The organism is Acinetobacter sp. YH12201, from assembly GCF_013418145.1.
GTDB lineage: Bacteria > Pseudomonadota > Gammaproteobacteria > Pseudomonadales > Moraxellaceae > Acinetobacter.
In genome coordinates this window covers 1-21,210 of the sequence record NZ_VPCP01000060.1, presented here as the reverse complement: position 1 = coordinate 21,210, position 21,210 = coordinate 1, and the positions used below count along the sequence as shown (strand labels likewise).

Here is a 21,210-nt window from a genome sequence, read left to right as displayed (position 1 = left end):
TGTTCAAATGGCGATTCAGCGTTTAATTGGTTTTGGGAAAAAAGAAGAGTTTAAGGAAATTTTGGCAATTTTAAGAAAGCAGAATCCTGATAGGATAAGGGTTCTGTGAAATTTGTCGTGTACAGAGTATAATAATAATAATCGAGCATGAGTCTCATACGGATGCTCGGGTCGAAAGGGAATCCCCAGGCGAGTAACCTGTTTGCGGTGATCCATTAGCTGCAGGAGCAGAATAGCATACATCTGGAAGCAAAGCCAGGAAAGCGGCCTATGGAGCTGTGCGGCAGCGCTCAGTAGGCAATTTTTCAAAATATTGTTAAGCCTTTTCTGAGCATGGTATTTTTCATGGTATTACCAATTAGCAGGAAAATAAGCCATTGAATATAAAAGATAAAAATGTCTTGTTTACAATAGAGTGGGATATGTGGAGTCGATTAGTCCAATTTCTCGGTCAAAGCCCAAGGCCTTTTCGGCATTAACCAAGAGTCTGCTTAAGCACAATTTTCTGGTGGGTAATCATAACTTTTGCCTCATTTGTGATGGATTGATCTATCTTGATTCTACTGAATCGGATCATCGGATTGCCAAAGCCGTAGGTGGGCAAGGTGTTCTAGAGAATGGTCTGCTGGTTCATCCCATCTGTAATAGGATGAAATCAGATCTGAGCCTGGAAGAGATTAGAGCGGATTTGTTTGGTGAATTACTGTATTAATCAACAGAGCGATGAGCTCATTTTTGCAGAAGTATCAATGATTAATCACATGATTTAACTTTTGATACATTCAGCCAATATGGTTATTTTTAATTCAGTCCAGAATCACAACCAGAAACTAGCTGTAGTTTCTGAATGACCGTCAAGGTCCTTAGTTTCGCCCATAGATTCCCTCTGTGGGCTTTTTTTGATCAAAAATTGTATAGATGCTCTAAAATAAACCTTTTAGCATTTCATAAGCAATTAGGATTAAGGCTGAGACCATCAGCACAACAAAAATGAGTTCCACTCTAGTTAACAACTTAGTTCCATTTACTTTTCACTTAATTTATATAGCAGTTAACTCGTAGCATAAATGACATAACATGACATGGAAAATAATCAAAAAGACAGAATTTGGATTTTGATCAGATCTGCATGTTTACATGCTTCTACAGCAGCTTTGAATGTTTCACTTAACCTTTAAACTTTTCTTAAAACTAAATATATTTACATATACATTCTAAAATTTGATAGAATTTATTAAAACTTTAGATTCTAAGTGTAAATAATGAGAAGCGCTAATATTCGACGTGATGGCTACTTAAAATTTCTGAATACATGGCAAGACCGTGATGTCATTAAAGTGCTTTCGGGTGTACGTCGCTCTGGAAAATCCACCTTATTGGCGATGTTTCAACAAGACCTAAAAGCACAGGGCGTACAAGCCGAAAACATCATTGCCATCAACTTCGAATTTATGGAATTTGAAGAACTCACCGATTACCGTAAACTACATGATTATGTATTATCCAAAGTTGATAAAAGTAAAAAAAACTATGTTTTTTTAGATGAAATTCAACATGTTACAAATTTTGAGAAAGTAGTCGACTCTTTATATGTTCGGGATTATATCGATTTATATATTACAGGCTCAAATGCATTCTTTCTAAGTGGAGAACTTGCGACTTTACTTACAGGACGCTATATAGAGCAACATGTTTTACCCCTTTCATTCCAAGAATTTAAACAGTGGCATATTGAAAATAATCCGATCATCCAACAATTATCAAATCGTGATTTGTATGCCATGTATACGCGCAGTAGTTTCCCTTATACGCTTGCCATGACTAGCCAGCAGGAAACTTATGATTACTTGCAAGCGGTCTATGCCAGTGTAATGTTTAAAGATGTTATTCCACGTTTGAATACTGCCGATATTAACTCTCTCGAGCGTGTCACAAGATATTTGGCAAGCGTGACAGGCTCAGCTATTTCCATCAATAAAATTAAAAATACCTTTGTTTCAAGTGGGGTTAAAATTTCATTTGAAACAGTAAAACGCTATATTCAGGGCTTACAGGACAGTTTGTTATTTTATAGTGCCGCACAATTTAAAGTACGCGGGCGTGAGTTATTACAATCCTCTGAAAAATACTATTTAGTTGATGTCGGATTGCGCCGGATTATGTTGCCTGATGCTAATGCTGATCAAGGTCATATCTTAGAAAATGTGATTTATCTTGAGCTTGTCAGACGAGGTTATACGGTCTATGTAGGGCGGGTTGATGAATATGAAATTGATTTTGTTGCTGTCGATACTTTACAGAATTTAACTTATTATCAGGTGGCATTAGAAACGCTCAATGAGGAGACACTCAGCCGAGAGTTACGTCCATTACAGAAAATTTCTGATTCGTATCCCAAGTATTTGCTTACATTAGACACGATAGGGACTGAAGCGAATTATAATGGTATTGTAAAAATGAGTGCTCTCGATTGGTTGCTATCTGAAAATAAGTAAAGTTGAGGGTAGACATGGATACTATTATTTATTAATTAAAACTCAAAGACTTTTCAGCATTAACCAAGAGTGTGATCAAGCATAATTTCTGCTCCAATTGTGATGGATCGATTTACCTCGACTCGATTGAGTCAGACTATCATGATTGAGCCAGAGTCGCTTACTGAAAGTAGCGAGAATTGCGCTGGAGTTTCTGAAGGATATTAATTCCTTAGTTTGCCCATTCATCCATCTGGGCATTTTTTTTTTGATTAAAATACAATGCGGTTCTTGCTAAAAAATGACGGCACCCACCATAAAACACAATATTCCAAAAATAATCCAAGGCCATATCTTTGCCTTCGGTTGTTCTAAATTCTGAGGATTATATTCCGTGTGTTCTAGCGATGTCGGTTGTGGAACACGGGTCTTTTTAGAGTAAGGTTGGTGTTTAGAGTAAGATAGTCCCGTACCTGGAATGCCGACACTGGTTCGCGTACCTTTTTTCCCAATATTTAGAGAAGCACCAGGTTTGCCAATGCTGGCACTGCTGATGCCTTTATGGGTCAGATTAATTTTAAAACCCGGGAATAATTTAATACTTTTACGAAATCTAAAACCCATATTTCTCTCATTCTAAAACTTAGCTCAATTCACGCGCTATACCAGGATCCATGATCTGCTAGAGATCGTACTTTGACGGCTATCATCAGGATACTAGTATATTTTTTATCTGATGATTGCAATACTACCTTTAAATACCGTCAAAAATATTTACTGTATATTTGCTGTAGGGTAATCTTAAAGCTGCTATTTATTGACTGATTGGTATATGACGACAGATAAGCATGAAGTGCTTCTTCGAATGCGAGCCATCGAGTTGCTTGCTTACTGGGAAGGTCGTTTGGTTACCAATCGTTTGATGAGCTGGTTTGGGCTCAGTCGACAGCAGGCTTCTGCGGATATCAAGCGTTACAATACGCTGTATAACCCCGATGCCTTGATTCATGACCCCTCCGTCAAGGGTTATGTGCCTAAGGCCAGCTTCCAGCCTGTACTGACTACAGCGCATATCAATGAATATCTCAATATGCTCTCGGGCTTGGTCAGTGAATCGCATGCCCTTATTGCGATGCCAGAACCGAATCTTACAGCAGTTCAATTACCTGATCGCAGTGTACGTCCTGAAGTGATTCGGGAAGTTTTGCGTGCCTGCCGCAACCAAAGTACTTTAAAAATGATTTATGCCTCGATGCAGAATCCGCAGTGGCATGAACGCATCATTTCCCCACACACCCTGGTGTATACCGGTTTTCGCTGGCATGTCCGTGCCTATTGCCATCAGAGCAAGCAGTTTAAGGACTTTTTACTCTCCAGAATTGATCGCACACCTGTTGTGATGGCGATTGAGTCAGTAGGCCCTGCTCAGGATCAGCAATGGCATGAAGAAATTGTACTGACGCTGATCCCTAATCCAAAATTGAACTCATCACAACAAGCGCTGGTCGAAAAAGACTTCGGCATGCCTGATGGCAGATTACAGATTCCGGTGAAAAAAGCCCTGGCTCACTATACTTTGCAGCGATATCAGGCCGCGATCACGCTGGCTGAGGCGGATGATGCCTTGAAATATCCCTTGGTACTACAACGCTCAGATATCGAAAAGCTGTCGTCTTACCTGTTTGATCAGGCGTCATAGGAGATTGGCTATGTTAGAACAATTTCATTATGACAGTGACCTGATTGGCGGTTCCCTGATGGTGCGTGAAAGCCGGCTGATCGCGGATCTGTTATTACGAGAAGCGACTCCAGAACAATGGCATCAGGCCATTCAGATTGACAATATTCTGCAAAAAAGAACGCCTGCTTCAGCCCAACGTAACGCCACTGCCATTCGTAAGCGTCTTGAGCGCTTAGAGCCTGATTTCTGGAAAGCTTTGCGGGATGGGGATGATGAGCTGGCGACTCAGGTGGCTTTTTGTGGGGCACTGGAACGCAACCTGTTGCTGCTTGAGTTTATGGAAACGGTGATGAGGGATGCCTATATCTCCCAGGCGCAATACTTGGACAGTTATATCTGGTCAGATTTTTTGGATGAACGCTCACAACGTGATCCGGATATCTGTGATTGGAAAGAGTCCAGCAAGAAAAAAATGGGGCAGGTGGTGTTTCGCATGCTGGCAGAAGCCGGTTATTTAAAAAGTACCCGTAAGCTGGAGTTGCAGCGCGTGATCGTCAGAGCAGAGCTGCGTAGCCTGTTGGAAGAACATTATAAACAACGCATTAAAAGATCTATGGAAGTGTCGGTATGGACGCGTTAGTTGTAGAGGGGCAGCAATGAGTCAAACAATACATGAGCGTCTGAACCAGATTCCAGAGCGAATACTTTCAACCGAGTTTCTCACTGGACAAGGATTGGGCAATGAAATTGGCTTCTGGATTTTTGATTATGCACCTGAAGATGAGTTGAAGGTGCGCGAATATCTGCATTTTCTAGACGGGATGCTGGAGAAAAAACACAGTCAGCTGAAGGTGGTGAATATCAACCTGCTGCAAGCCGTGGTGGATTATCTGTCTGAGCGTAACTTCATCGATAAAGCCATTCAAATGCAAAAAGCCAAAGGCGATGAGGCGCTGCTCAAAGCGCTGAAAGGCCCACTGCATATGGATAAGTTCGCGCCCTATCTGGTGAGTAAATATGCCACCAATGCACAAGATATTGTGTTGATGACTGGGGTAGGGTCGGTTTGGCCACTGTTACGTGCCCATCACTTATTGAACAGTTTGCATTCGTTACTGGGGCATAAGCCAGTGGTGCTGTTTTACCCAGGTTATTACGACGGTCAAGCGATGAGTTTATTTGGAAAAATTCCAAGCAATAATTACTACAGAGCATTCAGATTAGTGCCTTAACACGGCAAATAGAAATAAGAATTCGGGGGAATGGATTGAGATGAACATTAAAGAACTTTTTTATAAGCCATTAGATCGTGCGATTAACGGGGTCGTAAAAGCAGACCAGAATGACAATACTACGGTTTATCAGGAACTCGATGAGTATGTGGTCACCAATGAACTGGAAAAGCATTTTCGGGACTTTTTCCAGTCTTATGGCACAGACCTGAGCGATCCTTCGATTGCCAACCGTGTCGGCGTATGGATTTCAGGCTTCTTTGGTTCAGGTAAATCACATTTCCTGAAAACCTTGTCGTATATTCTGGCCAATAAAGTGGTACGTGATGCGCAAGGTAACGAGCGTAGCGCCGCAGAATTCTTTGATGAAACTAAAATCCGCGATGCATTTATCCGTGCCGATATTGGCAAGGCCGTTAGCCATCATGCCGATGTCATCCTGTTTAACATTGACAGTAAAGCCAGTTCCAATGACGATGGCAATCCGATCCTGAATGTGTTTTTACGTGTGTTTAACGAGTATCAGGGTTTTAGTGCTGACCATCCACATATTGCCCATATGGAACGTCACCTGAGCCAGAAAGGGGTGTATGAACGCTTTAAACAGGCGTTTGAGGAATCCAGCGGCATGTCTTGGCTAGAAGAACGTGACGGATATCAGTTCTATCAGGATGATGTCGAAACTGCGATTTCTCAGGCACTGAATCTATCAGCAGAAGCTGCACACAAGTGGTTTGAGGATTCTGAGCAGACCTTTAGTGTTTCGGTTGAAAACTTCTGTCAGTGGGTGAAAGAATACCTGGACAGCAAAGGACCCCAGCAACGCATGTTGTTCTTGGTCGATGAAGTGGGGCAGTTTATTGGCAGCGATACCCGCTTGATGCTGACATTGCAAACCATTACTGAAAACCTGGGTACGATCTGTAAAGGCCGCGCTTGGATTATCGTCACCTCACAGGCAGACATCGATGCTGTTTTAGGTGAGATGTCTTCTTCCAAAGCCAATGACTTCTCCAAGATTGCTGGTCGTTTTAAAACCCGGTTATCACTGTCCAGTTCCAATACCGATGAAGTCATCCAGAAACGTTTATTACGTAAAACCCCAGAAGCAGAAGCATTGCTCAGATCAGTGTTTGAGCAAAAGGGCGATATCTTAAAAAATCAGATTACCTTTGACCGTTCAGGCCCAACCCTAAAGAACTATGAGGGGCCAGACAGCTTTATCCATAACTATCCTTTTGCGCCGTACCATTTTCAGCTGGTACAAAAAGTATTTGAAGAAATCCGTAAGGTCGGTGCGACCGGTGCACACCTGGCCTATGGTGAACGGTCCATGTTGGATGCGTTCCAGATGGCCGCGAATGCGATTGCTACAGATGAAGTCGGTGCCCTGGTTCCTTTCCACCGCTTCTATACTTCAGTGGAAGGATTTCTGGATACAGCAGTGAAGCGTACCATCGACCAGGCAGGGCAGAATAAGACCCTGGATGGTTTTGATGTGCAGATGCTGCGTACCCTGTTCATGATCCGCTATGTCGATATCATCAAAGGTACGCTGGATAACCTGGTGACTTTGTCGATTGAGAAAATTGATGAAGATAAGCTGGCATTGCGCAAGCGGATTGAAGAGAGCCTGCAGCGTCTGGAAAAAGAGAGCCTGATTACGAGGAATGGTGATGAGTTCCTGTTCCTAACCAATGAAGAGCGGGATATTACCCGAAAAATTAAAGCCACAGACTTAGCGGCTTCAGAAGAAAATAAAGAGTTAGCCAACCTGATCTTTAAAGATTTACTGCGCGATCAGAACAAATACCGCCATCAAGCCAACAAGATGGACTATCAGATTGGTCGTTTTCTGGATGGTCATAGCCTGGATGGCAAGTATGAGAGCGATTTGAAAGTTGAAATCATTTCTCCGCTGGATACGGAATACAACCTCTATACTGAAGCTTACTGTATTGGTAAAAGTACTCAGGCCGAAGGACAAGTCCTGTTTAAACTGGCAGACGATAAACAGTTCTTTAATGAACTGCGCACCTGGCTGAAAACCAATAAATTTATTCGGTTAAATGATGATGGCACTCAGTCCGATATCACCCGTATCCTGGCAGACCGTGGCCGTGAGAACCAGGAGCGTAAAAAACGCCTGCGTGTCCGGGTCGAAGAAATGTTGCTGGACGCGGAAAGTTATGCCTTGGGTCAACATCTACAACTTTCATCTTCAAGTCCAACCACCAAGCTGGATGAGGCTTGTCGTTATTTGCTGGAAAACACTTATACCAAACTGAGCTATCTGCAGGTCTATCAGCAGGATGCCTGGCGTGAACTGAACGCCGTCTTGACTGTGGATGATATGGCGCAGCTCGGATTGTCTCTGGATGGCGGTCAGAGCAATCCCAAAGCCCTACAGGAAGTGGAGCAGTACATTGCACTACGGGCCACCGGTACAGAGCGTATTCTGGTGTCAGATGTGGTGGATCGTTTTGCCAAACGTCCTTATGGCTGGCCAGATGCCGAGATTTTACTGTTGGTGGGTCAGCTGGCTGCGATGGGGCGGATTTCACTACAGTTAAATGGCGGCAGCTTACAGTTAAAAGATGCCTTTGAGCCTTTACAAAACAGCCGCCGTCGCCGTGATGTGTCGATCATTAAAAAACGCCAGACTGATGATCAGGTATTGAAACAGGCACGCCAACTCACCCAAGAACTGTTCTCGGCGATGGGACCAGCGACTGAGAAAGAGCTATTTGAATTCTATTTGCAGCATCTTAAGACTTGGTTAGCCAACTTTAAGTCGTATAAGAGTAAAACTGATGTTGGGCAGTTCCCGGGTAAGAAAGTGATTGAAAAGTCTATTCTGACTTTGGAACGTCTGCTGGCGAATAGCGACAGCTTCGATTTCTTTAAGGCCGTGGTCGAGAACAAGGACGACTATCTGGATCTGGAAGAAGATTATCGTGATATTCATGAATTCTTCAGCAACCAGATGCCAAGCTGGCAACAACTGCAACAGGCCTTACGTCATTTTGAGAAAAACAAACAGGCGCTGGGCAGTGATGAGGTGGCAAAAAAAGCCCTCTCCGAATTACATCGTATTGCCACGCTTGAATCACCCTACGGCCTGTTAAATAAAGTGGCTGATTTGGTTCGCACAGTGGAAAGCGTCAATGAGCAATTGCTGACTGAGAAGCGCAATCAGGCGATAGAACACATTGATGACAAAATCAAGCAGCTGGAAGCCGAGATTAAAAACAGTGGTATCGCTACCGCTGAATTGAGTAACAAGCTATTACGCCCACTACAACTGCTGAAAACGGATATTGAAGTGGAAACTAGCCTATCCACCATCTATATGCTGCAAACCCAAACCGCCGTCGAGCGTTTTGATGAAGCCTTGTATGAGTTGGAAAGCGAAGTTCAGGCGGAAATCCAGCGTCAGGCCAAAGCGGCACAACTGGCTCAGAGCAAAGCCGAGAGTGTAACCAACACTACAACCACCTCCAGCCCAGCTACATCAGCACCTGCTGTGAGTTCGGTGCAGCCTGCGACCGCCGTAGTGCCACCGAAACCTGTTGTCGAAGTCGATGTCGCCAGCATTTACAGCAAAAGTTCAAGTAGTGTCTATCTGGAAACAGAAGAATCAGTGGATCAGTTTGTAGACGCACTCAAAGCTGAATTGAAAAAAATTGTGAGTGATAAAAAGCGTGTGCGTATCCGCTAACTTGGGTTAGGGATATCGGCATCAGTCATTGATTAAAGGTTTAAACATGAATACCAGTAATATTAAAAAATACGCACCGCAAGCACGTAACGATTTTATCGCAGCGATGCGCAAGCAGGCCGCCAAATATGGCATCACCGCAGATAGCATTTTACCGGCAGAACAGAAAGGGGATTTGCTGCTGATTGGCGATCAGGTTTTTCCGCTATCAGTCATGAAACCACGTGAGAAGCTGATCAAACGCATTCAAACCAGCAGTTTTGAGCAGACGATTGATTATATCGCTTACAGTTGGTTTAACCGCCTCTGTGCGATTCGTTACATGGAATGTAAAGGCTTACTGGATCATGGTCGCCGTGTACTGAGTAGTGCTGATGGTAGTGCAGGCTTGCCGCAGATTCTGGAAGAATGTCTGGATATTGACCTACCAGGTTTAGATGCCAGCCGTGTGGCTGAACTCAAGCTGGATGGCAACAAAGACGAAGAACTCTATCGTGAATTGTTACTGGCGCAGTGTCATGCGTTGAATCAGGTGATGCCGTTGCTGTTCGAACAGGTTTCTGATGAGTCAGAACTGTTATTACCTGACAATTTGACCAAAACCGATTCGTTGATTCGTGATTTAGTGAGCAGCATTCCGGAAGAAGACTGGTCGGATGTGCAAATTATTGGCTGGCTGTATCAGTTCTATATTTCTGAAAAGAAAGATCAGGTGATTGGTAAAGTCGTCAAGAGTGAAGACATTCCTGCAGCGACGCAACTCTTCACTCCAAACTGGATTGTGAAATATCTGGTACAGAACAGTGTTGGTCGTTTATGGATGATGGCGCAGCCTGACAGTACGCTTGCCAGTGAGTGGGAATACTATATTCAACCAGCGGAACAGACCGATGAAGTCAATGCACAGCTAAGACAGTTGATTGATGTTCGTATCAGTGAAGATGGCGATACTTTAAATCCTGAAAGTATTACGGTGCTGGATCCTGCCTGTGGTTCGGGGCATATACTCGTTGAAGCTTATGATTGCTTAAAAGCGATTTATTTAGAGCGTGGTTACCGTAGCCGTGACATTCCACGTTTGATTCTGGAAAATAACCTGTACGGGATTGATATTGATACCCGTGCGGCACAGTTGGCGAGTTTTGCGCTATTGATGAAAGCACGTGAGGATGACCGCCGTTTATTTAGCAATCCACCAAAGCTGAATATTATCGCGTTGCAAGATAGTCAGCCTGAGCGTTTAGATGCATTCAGTCAGGATTTGGCAAACACTGATATTACACAGGCTGATTTAAAAGAATTACTGGATCTATTTGAACACTCTTCGACCTTTGGTTCTTTGATTCAAATCCCTACAGCATTTGCGAAGAAACTACCTGACTTAGAAACCAAGCTGAATACAGCTTTAGAATCAGGGGATATTTTTGCGCAACAGTCAGCACAAGAGTTATTGCCTTTAGTACAGCAAGCTAAATTACTAGCCAAGCAATATGATGCTGTAATTGCCAATCCGCCGTATATGGGCGGTAAAGGCATGAATACAGCATTGAAGGATTTTGCCAAAAAGCAATTCCCAGACAGCAAGTCAGACCTGTTTGCCATGTTTATTGAGCGTGGTTTTAACTGGTGTAAAGATAGGGGCTTTAACAGCATGGTGACCATGCAAAGCTGGATGTTTTTATCATCATATGAGGTAATGCGTGAAAAGCTATTACAAGATCGCACGATTCAAACGATGGCTCATTTAGGGGCGCGTGCATTCCCTGAAATATCAGGAGAGGTCGTACAAGCGACTGCATTTGTGATGCAAGGTAAACATTTAGATGGTTTTAAGCCAGTATTTTTTCGACTTGTGGATACAGAGCAGAATCAAAAAGAAAATGAATTAAAAGCAGGACTAAATCGCTTTGATTCCACAATTCAAGATGACTTTAAGAAAATTCCAGGTAGTCCTATTGCTTATTGGGTGAGTCATAAGGTAAGAGCTATTTTTCAGTCAGAAAATATAGGTGAAAAATTCTCCGTAGGCACTGGATTATCTACATCGGATAATGAACGTTTTATACGTTATATGTGGGAAGTTTCAGCCCAACAGATAAATAGCAAAGTGTCCAAATTAGAAGATACAGAAAATGATTTTTATAAATGGTATTTTTTTCAAAAAGGTGGGGAATTTAGGAAATGGTATGGAAATTTATATTATGTTGTAAATTGGAAAAATAATGGTGAAGAAATAAAAACATGGGTTGTGAATAATCCAAAGGATCCTGATACCACCCATTGGTCTAGACGGATTTTTAATACTAATTTTTATTTTAAAAAAGGTATAACTTGGTCAACTATTTCATCTGGAAAAGTCTCTTTTCGACTTAGTGCCAAAGGAACGATGATTTCAAATGCCGCAGGTGGAGTTTTTGGGGGTGATTCAGAAGATTTATTGGATATTTTGCTGTGTGCGCTGAATTCAAAGCTTTGGATTGATATTGTAGGAATAATGAATCCTACCCTTAATTGTAGCTCTGGTATTATCCATAAAACACCAATGCCTTTGTTGCAAGAACTTAATAGCTCTAAGAAAATGGTTGAATTAGCTCAATTGGACTGGGATGCTTATGAAACTTCATGGGACTTTGCTTTAAATCCAATCATTCGTACTAAAGAGCTAAATCTAGAACAAGCATTTAATACATGGCAACAACAAAATTCTGACGCCGTGGCTGAAATGAAACGCTTGGAAGAAGAAAACAATAAACTATTTATTGATGCTTATGGTTTACAGGATGAACTCACACCAGAGGTTCCTGATGAACAGATCACTTTAACTCGTGCCGACCGTGAAAAAGACAGCCAGCGTTTAGTGTCTTATGCCCTTGGTTGCATGATGGGACGTTATAGCTTGGATGAACCGGGCTTGATCTATGCTCATGCAGGCAATCAAGACTTTGATGCCAGCCGTTATCAAAGATTCCCAGCCGATGCTGACGGTATTATTCCATTGACCGAAATGCACTGGTTTGAAGATGATGCCACACACCGTATTCGAGAGTTTTTAACCGCCGTTTGGGGGAAAGAGACACTGGATGCCAATATGCAGTGGCTAGCAGAAAGCTTGGATAAGAAAGCCAGTGAAACGGCTGAAGACACCATTCGCCGTTACCTCGCCAGCAAGTTCTATAAAGACCATATGCAAACTTATAAAAAGCGCCCGATCTACTGGTTGTTTAGCAGTGGTAAACAAGGGGCTTTCCAGGCGTTGGTGTACTTGCACCGCTATAACGAAAGTACCTTGGCGCGTATGCGTACCGAATACGTTATGCCGCTGATTTCCAAAATGGCTGCTTATGCTAATTCTCTGGAAACAGCAAAAGAAAGCAGTGACTCTGCGGCTGAAATCAAGCGTATCGAGAAAAAACTGCAAGACTTGCATAAGCAACAGGCTGAACTGAGTAGCTTTGAAGAAAAACTGCGTCACTATGCCGATCAGCGTATTTCACTGGATCTAGATGATGGAGTGAAAGTGAACTACGGCAAGTTTGGGGACTTGTTGGCTGAAGTTAAAGCAGTGACGGGGGACAAGTAATGGATTATCAAGAACGCCTAGTTTGTTTTATTGATCTCTTGGGCTTTCAATCTGCCATAGATCAGTCATTACATGATGGCAAAGTGATAGAAGCACTCTATAGGGTTATTCATGAGTTAAAAGAACACACTTTAAAAAAAGGAATATATGGGACGATTCCAGTTTTTCTAGCTCACCCTGATAAACCATTTCAGTTAGCATCTGATGTATATGGTGAAAATGTCATCGATGAACTCTCTGAATTATTTCCATTAGATATTACTCAATTTTCAGACTCATTGGTTATTTCATGTCCTAGTAGTGACTCAGGATCTTGTTTGTTGCTACTTAAATGCATTTATTTTATAAAAATTATGGTTTTTTATAATTTAGGAATGATGTTGCGTGGTGGAATTGCATTAGGAAAATTAATTCATGAGGAAGGAGGGGCATTGTTTGGCCCAGCAATGAATGAGGCTTATTACATAGAGTCTAAACTGGCGAACTATCCAAGAGTGCTCATTTCTGAAAATGCGTATGACCATTTAATAAAATCAAATGAAGATCATCCTCTTTTTAAACCTATTTTTGACTCAGTTGATAATCATAAAGTTTTTGATCTAATCAGCATTTTTGACTGTTCTGAAATTAACATCGAGTTTAAACCTGAGCAACTTAAAGCAATTGAACAAGATATTCTGGAAAATTCTGAAAAAGCATATCCAAAAATAAAATACTTATTGGATAGGTGGGAACAAAAGCAAAAAGAAGTGGATTCACAGGTGCTGCAATGAATTTAAGTCAACTTCAGCAAGGTCTGGAACAAGCCTTTTATACTGAACAGCATCGAATCGTCTTTTGGTACGATGCTGAACAGTCATTTACTGAAGAAATCAAAGCCCTAGAGCTAAATGATGTCCAGATTCTGAATATGGCAGAAGAGTCGAGTCTGGCGATCAAGCTCAAACTGGAACTACAAGATCAGCAGGGCAAATACTTGCTGTATTTCCCAAGCCCTGAGCCTGAAACCGAAAAAGACTGGTTACTGGACATCAAGCTGTATTCACGCAGCTTCTATGCCGATCGTTTCTCGATTATTTTCAATGAGCTCGGTTTACAGCAGCAGAGTCTAAGAGAACATCTGGCCAAACGTGAAGAATTTCTCAAAGCCAAAGCACGTCTGAGCACCTTAAAACGCTATATCCAGCCTGATGCAGATGAACAGGATCTGGATATGGCCATGATTGCGGCTGTGGTCAAGGCTGACAGTGCCGAACTCATGCATATCGTTCTGGCACTGGCAGATGAAATGGTACAACAGAATCTGAGTCTGGAAGTAAATCCAGACTCCTTTGCTGAACTGGAAAAGTTCCAACTAGTGCCAGCTTTAGTCACAGCATTACAGGCGGAAATTGGTTATCCAGCATCGGTTGAAGAATTGAATGGGGAAGCACCATTCAAGCTCGGTACGTTCTTTATCCGTTTGATGAGCACAGGTTTCTGTGAAAGTCTGGGCGATATACCGCTATGGGCTCAAGAACTGGTGATGTCTTCTGTCAGCTCCCGTGCGACGGCTAGAGCCTTTTTGTCGCGCTGGAGAGACAGTTCTAAATACTACCCAACCTTCGATACACTCTCTCAGACCGTGGCCAATGCACTGCGGATCCAAGAAAAGGTCGGGGTCTTTGATCTGGAGCAGCTGCTCGATGTCATGACTTTTGAAGTGATTGAACAAAAGATCATTGTCGATCTGGCCAGCCAGATCCCTGCAGCAACCAAAGCTGAACTGGAACATTTCAGAACGATTATTTCTACCCGTCTGGATGGCTATTGGGCTTCCAAACATAAGGACGATGCAACCCGCCGTAAATACCGTACCGTCTATACAGCGTTGCAGGCAGCGATTGACCTGTTCAGCCTGCGACTGCAGTTTGATTCTGGGTTCTATTTCGACTCCAGCGAAGCCTTGTATAAAGCCTACGAGCAGGAGTTGTATCGCTTTGATATGGCCTATCGCCACTACAGTGCTGCTTCTCAACGCGCTCATGTCGATATCCTGAAAAAACTCGATGAAGAAGTGGAAAATTGCTATTCCTACTGGTTTATTGACCACTTGGCACGCAACTGGGGCGAGCGTGTAGAAGCTGAGCAACGTCTGAATGTTTGGAAAATGACGGATATCCCAAATCAGCAGAACTTCTACGATACTCACGTTAGACCCTTACTCAGTTCCGCAACGAAACGCCGTATTGTGGTGATTATCAGTGATGCTTTCCGTTATGAAGCTGCGGTAGAGCTGCGTGATCGTATCAATGAAAAGCGATATTCTGAAGCGACATTGTCTTCACAGCTGGGCGTTGTCCCAAGTTACACCACACTTGGCATGGCCTCGTTGTTGCCGCATCAGACTTTGGAGTACAAAGAGGCCGCAGGGGATGATGTTTTAGTAGATGGGCAGTCCAGCAAAGGGACTGCAGCACGATCCAAAATTCTGGCTGCCTATAATGGATTGGCGGTTACCGCTGAAACGGTAAAAGGTTGGTCGCGTGATGAAGGCCGTGAAGCACTTAAAGACCATGATTTGATTTACGTTTATCACAACGTGATTGATGCTCGGGGAGACAGTGCCTCTACAGAATCAGAAACCTTTATGGCGGTGGAACATGCCATTGAAGAGCTGACTGAACTTAGCCGCAAAATCTTGATGCATTTCAATATTTCTACCCTGTTGATCACAGCCGACCATGGCTTCTTGTTCCAGCAAAGTAAACTGGAATCTGCGGATCGTTCAAGCTTGACTGAAAAACCGACCAATGCATTGAAAAGCAAAAAACGCTATGTGATTGGGCATGGTTTACCAGAGAGCAAGGAAGCATGGAAAGGCTCAACCCAAGCTACGGCAGGCACACGATCTGCGACTGATTTCTGGATTCCAAAAGGGGCGAACCGTTTCCATTTTGTAGGAGGCTCACGTTTCGTGCATGGCGGCATCATGCCTCAGGAAATCGTAGTGCCTGTACTAACGGTAAAACAGTTACGTGGTGAAAAGGCTGGACAGCGGACCAAGCGTAAAGTTGAGGTCATTTCTACCAAATCCACGCTGAAGATGGTCAATAACATCCAGAAGTTTGATTTGATGCAAACTGAAGCTGTCAGTGAGCTGGTCATGCCAGTGACTTTATCCATTGCCATTTATGATGGGGATCTTAAAGTTTCCAGTGAAGAAACCTTGACTTTTGATAGCAGTACCGACTCTGTTGCCGATCGGGTCAAACAGGTCAGACTGTCATTATCCGGTACTGATTTTGACCGTAAGAAGGATTACTTCCTAGTGCTGAAGGACAAAGACCTGAATATCGAAATGCAACGCTATAAGGTCACCATTGATCTGGCATTTACCGATGACTTCTCCTGATAACGAATTAACGATAGAGCGTAGCCTACATGGAATCTGCTAACGATAAAGAACTGGATCAGCTGCTGAATGAACACTTTGCTGGGCGGGTGGTACGTAAGGATCTGACTAAACTGATCAAAGAAGGGGCAAATGTCCCTGTCTATGTACTCGAATACCTGCTGGGGATGTACTGTGCCTCGGATGATCCAGAGATCATTGAACAGGGACTACGTAACGTAAAGACCGTACTGGCTGAGAACTACGTCCGACCGGATGAAGCCGAGAAGGTGAAATCCCTGGTCCGTGAACGGGGCAGTTATAAGGTCATTGATCGGGTGACTGTAAAACTGAATGAGCGTAAAGACAAATACGAAGCATCATTTAGTAATCTGGGCATCAAAGATGCCGAAATCTCGGCAGGCATCGTCAAAGAGTATGAAAAATTACTTGTTGGTGGTATCTGGGTCATTGCTACGCTCAGTTATTATTTTGAAGAAGGACAAACCAATTCTCCATTTGGGGTGAGCTTACTCAAGCCGATTCAAATGCCGAATATGAATATGGAGGAGCTATTCAATGGACGAGCAGCATTAAGCACTGATCAGTGGCGCGAGAGTTTAATCCGTTCGATCGGCATGGAACCGGCTTCGCTAAAAGAGGATGTGCAATGGCACCTATTAGCGCGTATGGTTCCGTTCGTTGAAAATAACTATAACGTCTGTGAACTTGGACCACGCGGTACCGGGAAAAGCCATATTTACAAAGAGTGTTCACCGAATAGTATTCTAGTTTCAGGTGGGCAAACCACTGTCGCCAATCTGTTCTATAACATGAGTAGCCGCCGTATTGGTCTGGTGGGGTTGTGGGATGTGGTGGCCTTTGATGAAGTTGCCGGTATTTCCTTTAAGGACAAAGATGGCGTTCAGATCATGAAAGACTATATGGCCTCAGGATCTTTTGCCCGTGGTCGTGAACAGATGGAAGCCTCAGCTTCGATGGTTTTTGTGGGTAACATTAACCAAAGCGTTGAATCTCTGGTAAAAACCAGCCATCTCTTGGCACCTTTCCCTGAAGCCATGATCGATTCGGCATTCTTTGATCGCTTTCATGCCTATATCCCGGGTTGGGAAATTCCAAAAATGCGTCCGGAATTCTTTACCAACCGTTATGGTCTAATCGTTGATTATCTTGCTGAATTCTTCCGGGAAATGCGTAAGCGTAGTTTTGCGGATGCCATTGAGAAGTACTTCAAGCTAGGGAATAACCTGAATCAGCGTGATGTGATCGCCGTTCGCAAGACGGTTTCTGGATTGATGAAGCTGCTCTACCCACATGGTCAATTTAACAAAGAAGATGTACGGCAATGCCTGGAATATGCGCTGCAGGTACGCCGTCGGGTCAAAGAACAGCTGAAGAAAATTGGTGGTATGGAATTCTATGATGTGCATTTTAGCTATATCGACAATGACACACTAGAAGAGCACTTTGTTTCCGTCAAAGAGCAGGGGGGTGGCGCACTGATTCCTGAAGGTCCAGCCAAGCCAGGTTTCCTATATACCATCGGGCTGAGTAATAAGGGCATGCCGGGGTTATACCGCTTAGAACTTCAAGTGACCAAAGGTTCTGGAAAATTGGCGACATCAGGCTTATGGAATTCAAGTAGTGCCAAAGAACAGGTCAAGATTGCTTTTGACTACTTCAAGGCCAATGCATCCCGGATCTCGGGGGGCAGTAAGGTGCTGGAACATGATTTCCACTTACATGTGGTGGAATTACAGAATACCGGGCCGCTCAGCCATCTTGCCTTGCCAAGTTTAGTGGCTTTCGCTTCAGGCCTGTTAGGACGATCGGTACAAAGTCAGATGGTGGTACTGGGTGATATGAGCTTGGGTGGTTCAGTGACACCGGTGGAAAGTATTGCCGAATGTCTGCAAGTTGCTTTTGATGCGGGTGCCAAGAAAGTTGCTTTGCCAATGAGTAGTGCGGCAGATATCCCAACGATTCCTGTGGAACTGTTTACCAAGTTCCAGACCAGCTTTTATGCAGATCCGGTGGATGCTGTGTTTAAGGGGCTAGGGGTGGATTAACTTTATCTCGAGCATGAGGAGTAGAGTTATGAGTTTTGTGCCTGTTTAAAATAAACAACCAATGAACCCCCATACCTATTTTTTAATTCTGGAAGGCTTTGTTGCATAAATATGTAAGCATCTGATTTAAATAAATTTAATTTTGGATCAAAAAATAATCAAAACTTTTAAAATCATATAGTTATGAAATCTTTGTGCAACAAAGCCATTCTGGAATATATAGTTGTCCACTCATAATGCTCTCCTATGCAAAAAGAAGAGACGAAATTTGTCTAGGAGAGTGGTGGCTATTCACCCTGCTGAATATTGGTGTGCTCGGCAAAGGAATTGCTGCCTTTAATTCATGGCTTGCTCATTTCAACTGCCGACGAATTTGCTTTTAATTTGCGTCAGATTCGATTTTTTCTGCAATAACCGAGTAATTTGACGAGTGGAAAGATTCAGGATTTCAGCAGCACGGACCTGGGTAATACGATGATCTCTAACGTCTTGCAGAACTGCAAGACGTTGAATTTCTTTGTCAGACATAGTGATCAGCATCTATATTTTATATCCAGTCCATGATGTTTAAACCATCATAAACTAGACATTTTTATTGGTGAGAATACAGACACTTTAAATGGTTTCTAACAAACCCTGTTATTCCCAAGTAGAAATGTCCTACCTAATAACCAAATAGAAATGTCCTATATGGACATTTCCAAGTCAAGCACAGGATTCAGATTTCGCTGTTGAATTGCTGTTTTCTGTGCACGTCTGCTTGGCATCTTTTGAGAACGATTGCGTTTGTTTTGCTGTTCCAGTTCTTCATGCTGCTGTTGGATATGATTCAGAACAGCACCCAACCGTTTATTCTCAACAATCTCTCGCTGGTTCAGCTGACTTAATTTATCGAAGATGCTGTAATTGATCTTCCGACTTTCATGCATGATGGCCACAGTACCATCCGGGTATTCTAGAAATTCAAGATACTTGCCGATCAACCTCTGATTTTCTTCTGTATTCTCCAGGAGATATACACATTTATCATAAGTAATGGTCAGGCTTTTCGTCACTCTGCGTGGTTCACGCCAGGTAAAAACATCATCTAACTCTTCGGCTGTTTCAGTGACAGTCCGGTGTAGATCCTTGGGATTAAAAGCCATCTTGGCAAATTTACGATTAAATTGCTCAATAAAGCAGGGCAACCACTTATTCGCATCTGCAATCGAATTGATACCTTCCAGGCGCATCTCCTTAATCAGACGATCCTGAAGTGTTCTATTCGCTCGTTCCACACGACCTTTGGCCTGGGGTGAGTTAGCGAAGATGATATCGATTTTGAGGGTACTGAGTACGCGTCCAAACTGGGTAATCCTGGTGTCTTTCTTACTGCTTTGATTTACCCTAAACACTGAATGTTTATCGCTGTAAAACGCTAAGGGCTTACCGTGCTGTTCAACATACAGGCGTGTTGAAATCATATAGTCAAAGGTTGATTCTGATTCACAGAAGCGTAAATGCTGCAATTTTCCTGTGGCATCATCAATAAACACCAGTAAACAGCATTTAGGTGCTCGTCCTTCAAACCAGTCATGATGTGAGCCATCAATTTGGATCAGTTCACCATAACAATCCCGGTTATATCGAGGCTGATACGGGCGTTTCAGGCGCTTGGCGCGAGGAATCCATAAATCGGCTGCAATCATCCAGGAACGCAGGGTTTCTACTGAAATATTAAAGCCATAAACGCTAGTCAGCTTTTCATGGGCTAAAGTTGGTCCGAAACCATGGAATTGTTCAGCGACCAGATTGAGGCACTTGAGTCTGATCTCTTCAGGAAGCCTGGAATTGCTGGTTTGGCCACGACCGGCATGGGCTAATGCAGTGGGACCTTGAGCTTTGTATTTTTGCAGTAAGCGTCTGATCTGACGTTCTGAAATATGCAGTAGCTGAGCAGCTTGGGATTGAGTTATGCGTTGATCACAGATTTCCTGCAAGATCGACAATCGTTTAAGTTCTTTATCCGACATAGACACCAACATATCAAACCGTCCGCTAAGGAAATTGCAAAAGTGCATATTCTAAAAGCGGACATTTTTACTTTGGAGAAACCGGACATTTCTATTTTGGGCTTACAAACCCATTTCGTATAAGAGATTTTATGTTAAGTGTATTTTTATATCTATAAAAAACTTTCCATATAAATGATTTATATGAAATATATGTGATAATTTGAATCTTAAAAGTATCAGAGAAGATAAAATGGGAAAAAGTCTAAATTTAGCAAATTCAATTTTCGCAGGCTTTAATGATAAAAACGGATTAATGATTTGTGGTTATGAATGGGGTGAAGAATCACAAAGTAAGGGGCAAGAAGTTATAATAGATATGACTAAAGAATGTACCTTTTCTAATAAATCATTGCGATATGGTGATGTTGCTAAGACATGGATTAAATACGATAAAAGAATTAGAACTTGGTTTTCTATGTGGGGGCATCCTCTAAATGAGGAAGGCTTAGGCGATGCTTTCGACAAAATGATTGTACAAACTAATTGGGCTGTAGAATCAAAAAAATCTCGTTCTGCAATTCCTTTCTACAAACAAGATGAAAATGTTGATAATTTTATAGCACATATAGAAGAACTTAGACCTAAAGTAATTCTGTTTATGGGAAGTGAGCTTTTAACTAAGGTACTAAAATTTTATAAAGTAAGGGATAAATTCACTCCAATTATGGGCAATGAAATTGAAAAATTGCAAACATTAAGAATGCCTGATTATCATGGCTCATTGGCTTATATCAATAAATTTGAAAACTGCACTGTAGTTGGGTTGCCACATCCTTCTAGTGGTCGTGGAATTACAAATGAGTATATTGAATTCTGTGGATCTGAATTAAATCCTATTATTTCTCAATTTAAAAAAGATCGCGGTATTGCATAAAATTTATCTCTGTACACGACAAATTTCATAGGATCCTTGTCCTATCAGGCTTTTTCTTTCTTAAAATTGCTAGCACTTTCTTAAATTCTTCTTTTTTTCCAAAACCAATCAAACGTAGAATAGCCATTTGA

At 42.6% G+C, this 21,210-nt stretch carries 12 protein-coding genes and 3 pseudogenes; 12 read left to right on the top strand and 3 right to left on the bottom strand.

From position 1 onward, the window contains the following. Positions 1-415 precede the first annotated feature (415 nt). From FTU91_RS11770 to FTU91_RS16800, 3 genes and pseudogenes are all read left to right on the top strand, one after another. Positions 416-712 (top strand): annotated as a pseudogene (locus tag FTU91_RS11770) (HNH endonuclease signature motif containing protein); the annotation flags it as partial. A 550-nt stretch (positions 713-1,262) separates the two neighbouring features. Further along, on the top strand, positions 1,263-2,495 hold the full coding sequence (locus FTU91_RS11765) for an ATP-binding protein (RefSeq protein ID WP_160255372.1): 1,233 nt from the start codon (positions 1,263-1,265) through the stop codon (positions 2,493-2,495). A 38-nt stretch (positions 2,496-2,533) separates the two neighbouring features. Then, a pseudogene (locus FTU91_RS16800) lies at positions 2,534-2,635 on the top strand (HNH endonuclease); the annotation flags it as partial. A 133-nt stretch (positions 2,636-2,768) separates the two neighbouring features. On the opposite strand, the gene FTU91_RS11760 reads toward FTU91_RS16800, so the two are convergent. Beyond that, entirely contained in the window at positions 2,769-3,098 is a 330-nt protein-coding gene (locus FTU91_RS11760) for a DUF4236 domain-containing protein (protein WP_005403805.1), read from the bottom strand. Positions 3,099-3,306: 208 nt separating this feature from the next. On the opposite strand from FTU91_RS11760, the gene FTU91_RS11755 reads away from it, so the two are divergent. The 8 genes from FTU91_RS11755 to brxL are packed head-to-tail and all read left to right on the top strand — an operon-like array spanning position 3,307 to position 18,151. Beyond that, on the top strand, positions 3,307-4,173 hold the full coding sequence (locus FTU91_RS11755) for a WYL domain-containing protein (RefSeq protein ID WP_180004198.1): 867 nt from the start codon (positions 3,307-3,309) through the stop codon (positions 4,171-4,173). Positions 4,174-4,183: 10 nt separating this feature from the next. Beyond that, positions 4,184-4,795 (top strand): DUF1819 family protein, encoded by a 612-nt coding sequence (locus tag FTU91_RS11750; RefSeq protein WP_121523422.1) that lies wholly within the window; start codon positions 4,184-4,186, stop codon positions 4,793-4,795. A 16-nt stretch (positions 4,796-4,811) separates the two neighbouring features. Continuing rightward, positions 4,812-5,387, top strand: a complete 576-nt coding sequence (locus FTU91_RS11745) for a DUF1788 domain-containing protein (RefSeq protein WP_086355031.1) — start codon at positions 4,812-4,814, stop codon at positions 5,385-5,387. Between the two features lie 40 nt (positions 5,388-5,427). After that, positions 5,428-9,108: a BREX system P-loop protein BrxC gene (gene brxC / locus FTU91_RS11740; RefSeq protein ID WP_180082253.1), complete on the top strand. Its 3,681-nt coding sequence runs from the start codon at positions 5,428-5,430 to the stop codon at positions 9,106-9,108. 46 nt (positions 9,109-9,154) lie between these two features. Continuing rightward, positions 9,155-12,688 (top strand): BREX-1 system adenine-specific DNA-methyltransferase PglX, encoded by a 3,534-nt coding sequence (gene pglX / locus FTU91_RS11735; RefSeq protein WP_180082252.1) that lies wholly within the window; start codon positions 9,155-9,157, stop codon positions 12,686-12,688. Next, entirely contained in the window at positions 12,688-13,461 is a 774-nt protein-coding gene (locus tag FTU91_RS11730; RefSeq protein WP_180082251.1) for a hypothetical protein, read from the top strand. The genes pglX and FTU91_RS11730 overlap by 1 nt, the downstream gene beginning before the upstream one ends. Then, positions 13,458-16,082 (top strand): BREX-1 system phosphatase PglZ type A, encoded by a 2,625-nt coding sequence (pglZ, locus tag FTU91_RS11725; protein ID WP_180082250.1) that lies wholly within the window; start codon positions 13,458-13,460, stop codon positions 16,080-16,082. The genes FTU91_RS11730 and pglZ overlap by 4 nt, the downstream gene beginning before the upstream one ends. A gap of 29 nt (positions 16,083-16,111) precedes the next feature. Continuing rightward, positions 16,112-18,151 carry a protease Lon-related BREX system protein BrxL gene (brxL, locus tag FTU91_RS11720; RefSeq protein ID WP_180082249.1) on the top strand — a complete coding sequence of 680 codons (2,040 nt, stop codon included), beginning with the start codon at positions 16,112-16,114 and terminating at the stop codon, positions 18,149-18,151. A 402-nt stretch (positions 18,152-18,553) separates the two neighbouring features. Here brxL and FTU91_RS11715 read toward each other — a convergent pair. Together FTU91_RS11715 and FTU91_RS11710 are read right to left on the bottom strand one after the other, a co-directional pair. Further along, positions 18,554-18,691 (bottom strand): annotated as a pseudogene (locus FTU91_RS11715) (helix-turn-helix domain-containing protein); the annotation flags it as partial. A 146-nt stretch (positions 18,692-18,837) separates the two neighbouring features. Beyond that, positions 18,838-20,163 (bottom strand): ISNCY family transposase, encoded by a 1,326-nt coding sequence (locus FTU91_RS11710; protein WP_180082248.1) that lies wholly within the window; start codon positions 20,161-20,163, stop codon positions 18,838-18,840. Between the two features lie 232 nt (positions 20,164-20,395). Here FTU91_RS11710 and FTU91_RS11705 point away from each other — a divergent pair, with 232 nt between their 5' ends. Then, positions 20,396-21,079 carry a hypothetical protein gene (locus FTU91_RS11705; RefSeq protein ID WP_016658768.1) on the top strand — a complete coding sequence of 228 codons (684 nt, stop codon included), beginning with the start codon at positions 20,396-20,398 and terminating at the stop codon, positions 21,077-21,079. Positions 21,080-21,210 lie beyond the last annotated feature (131 nt).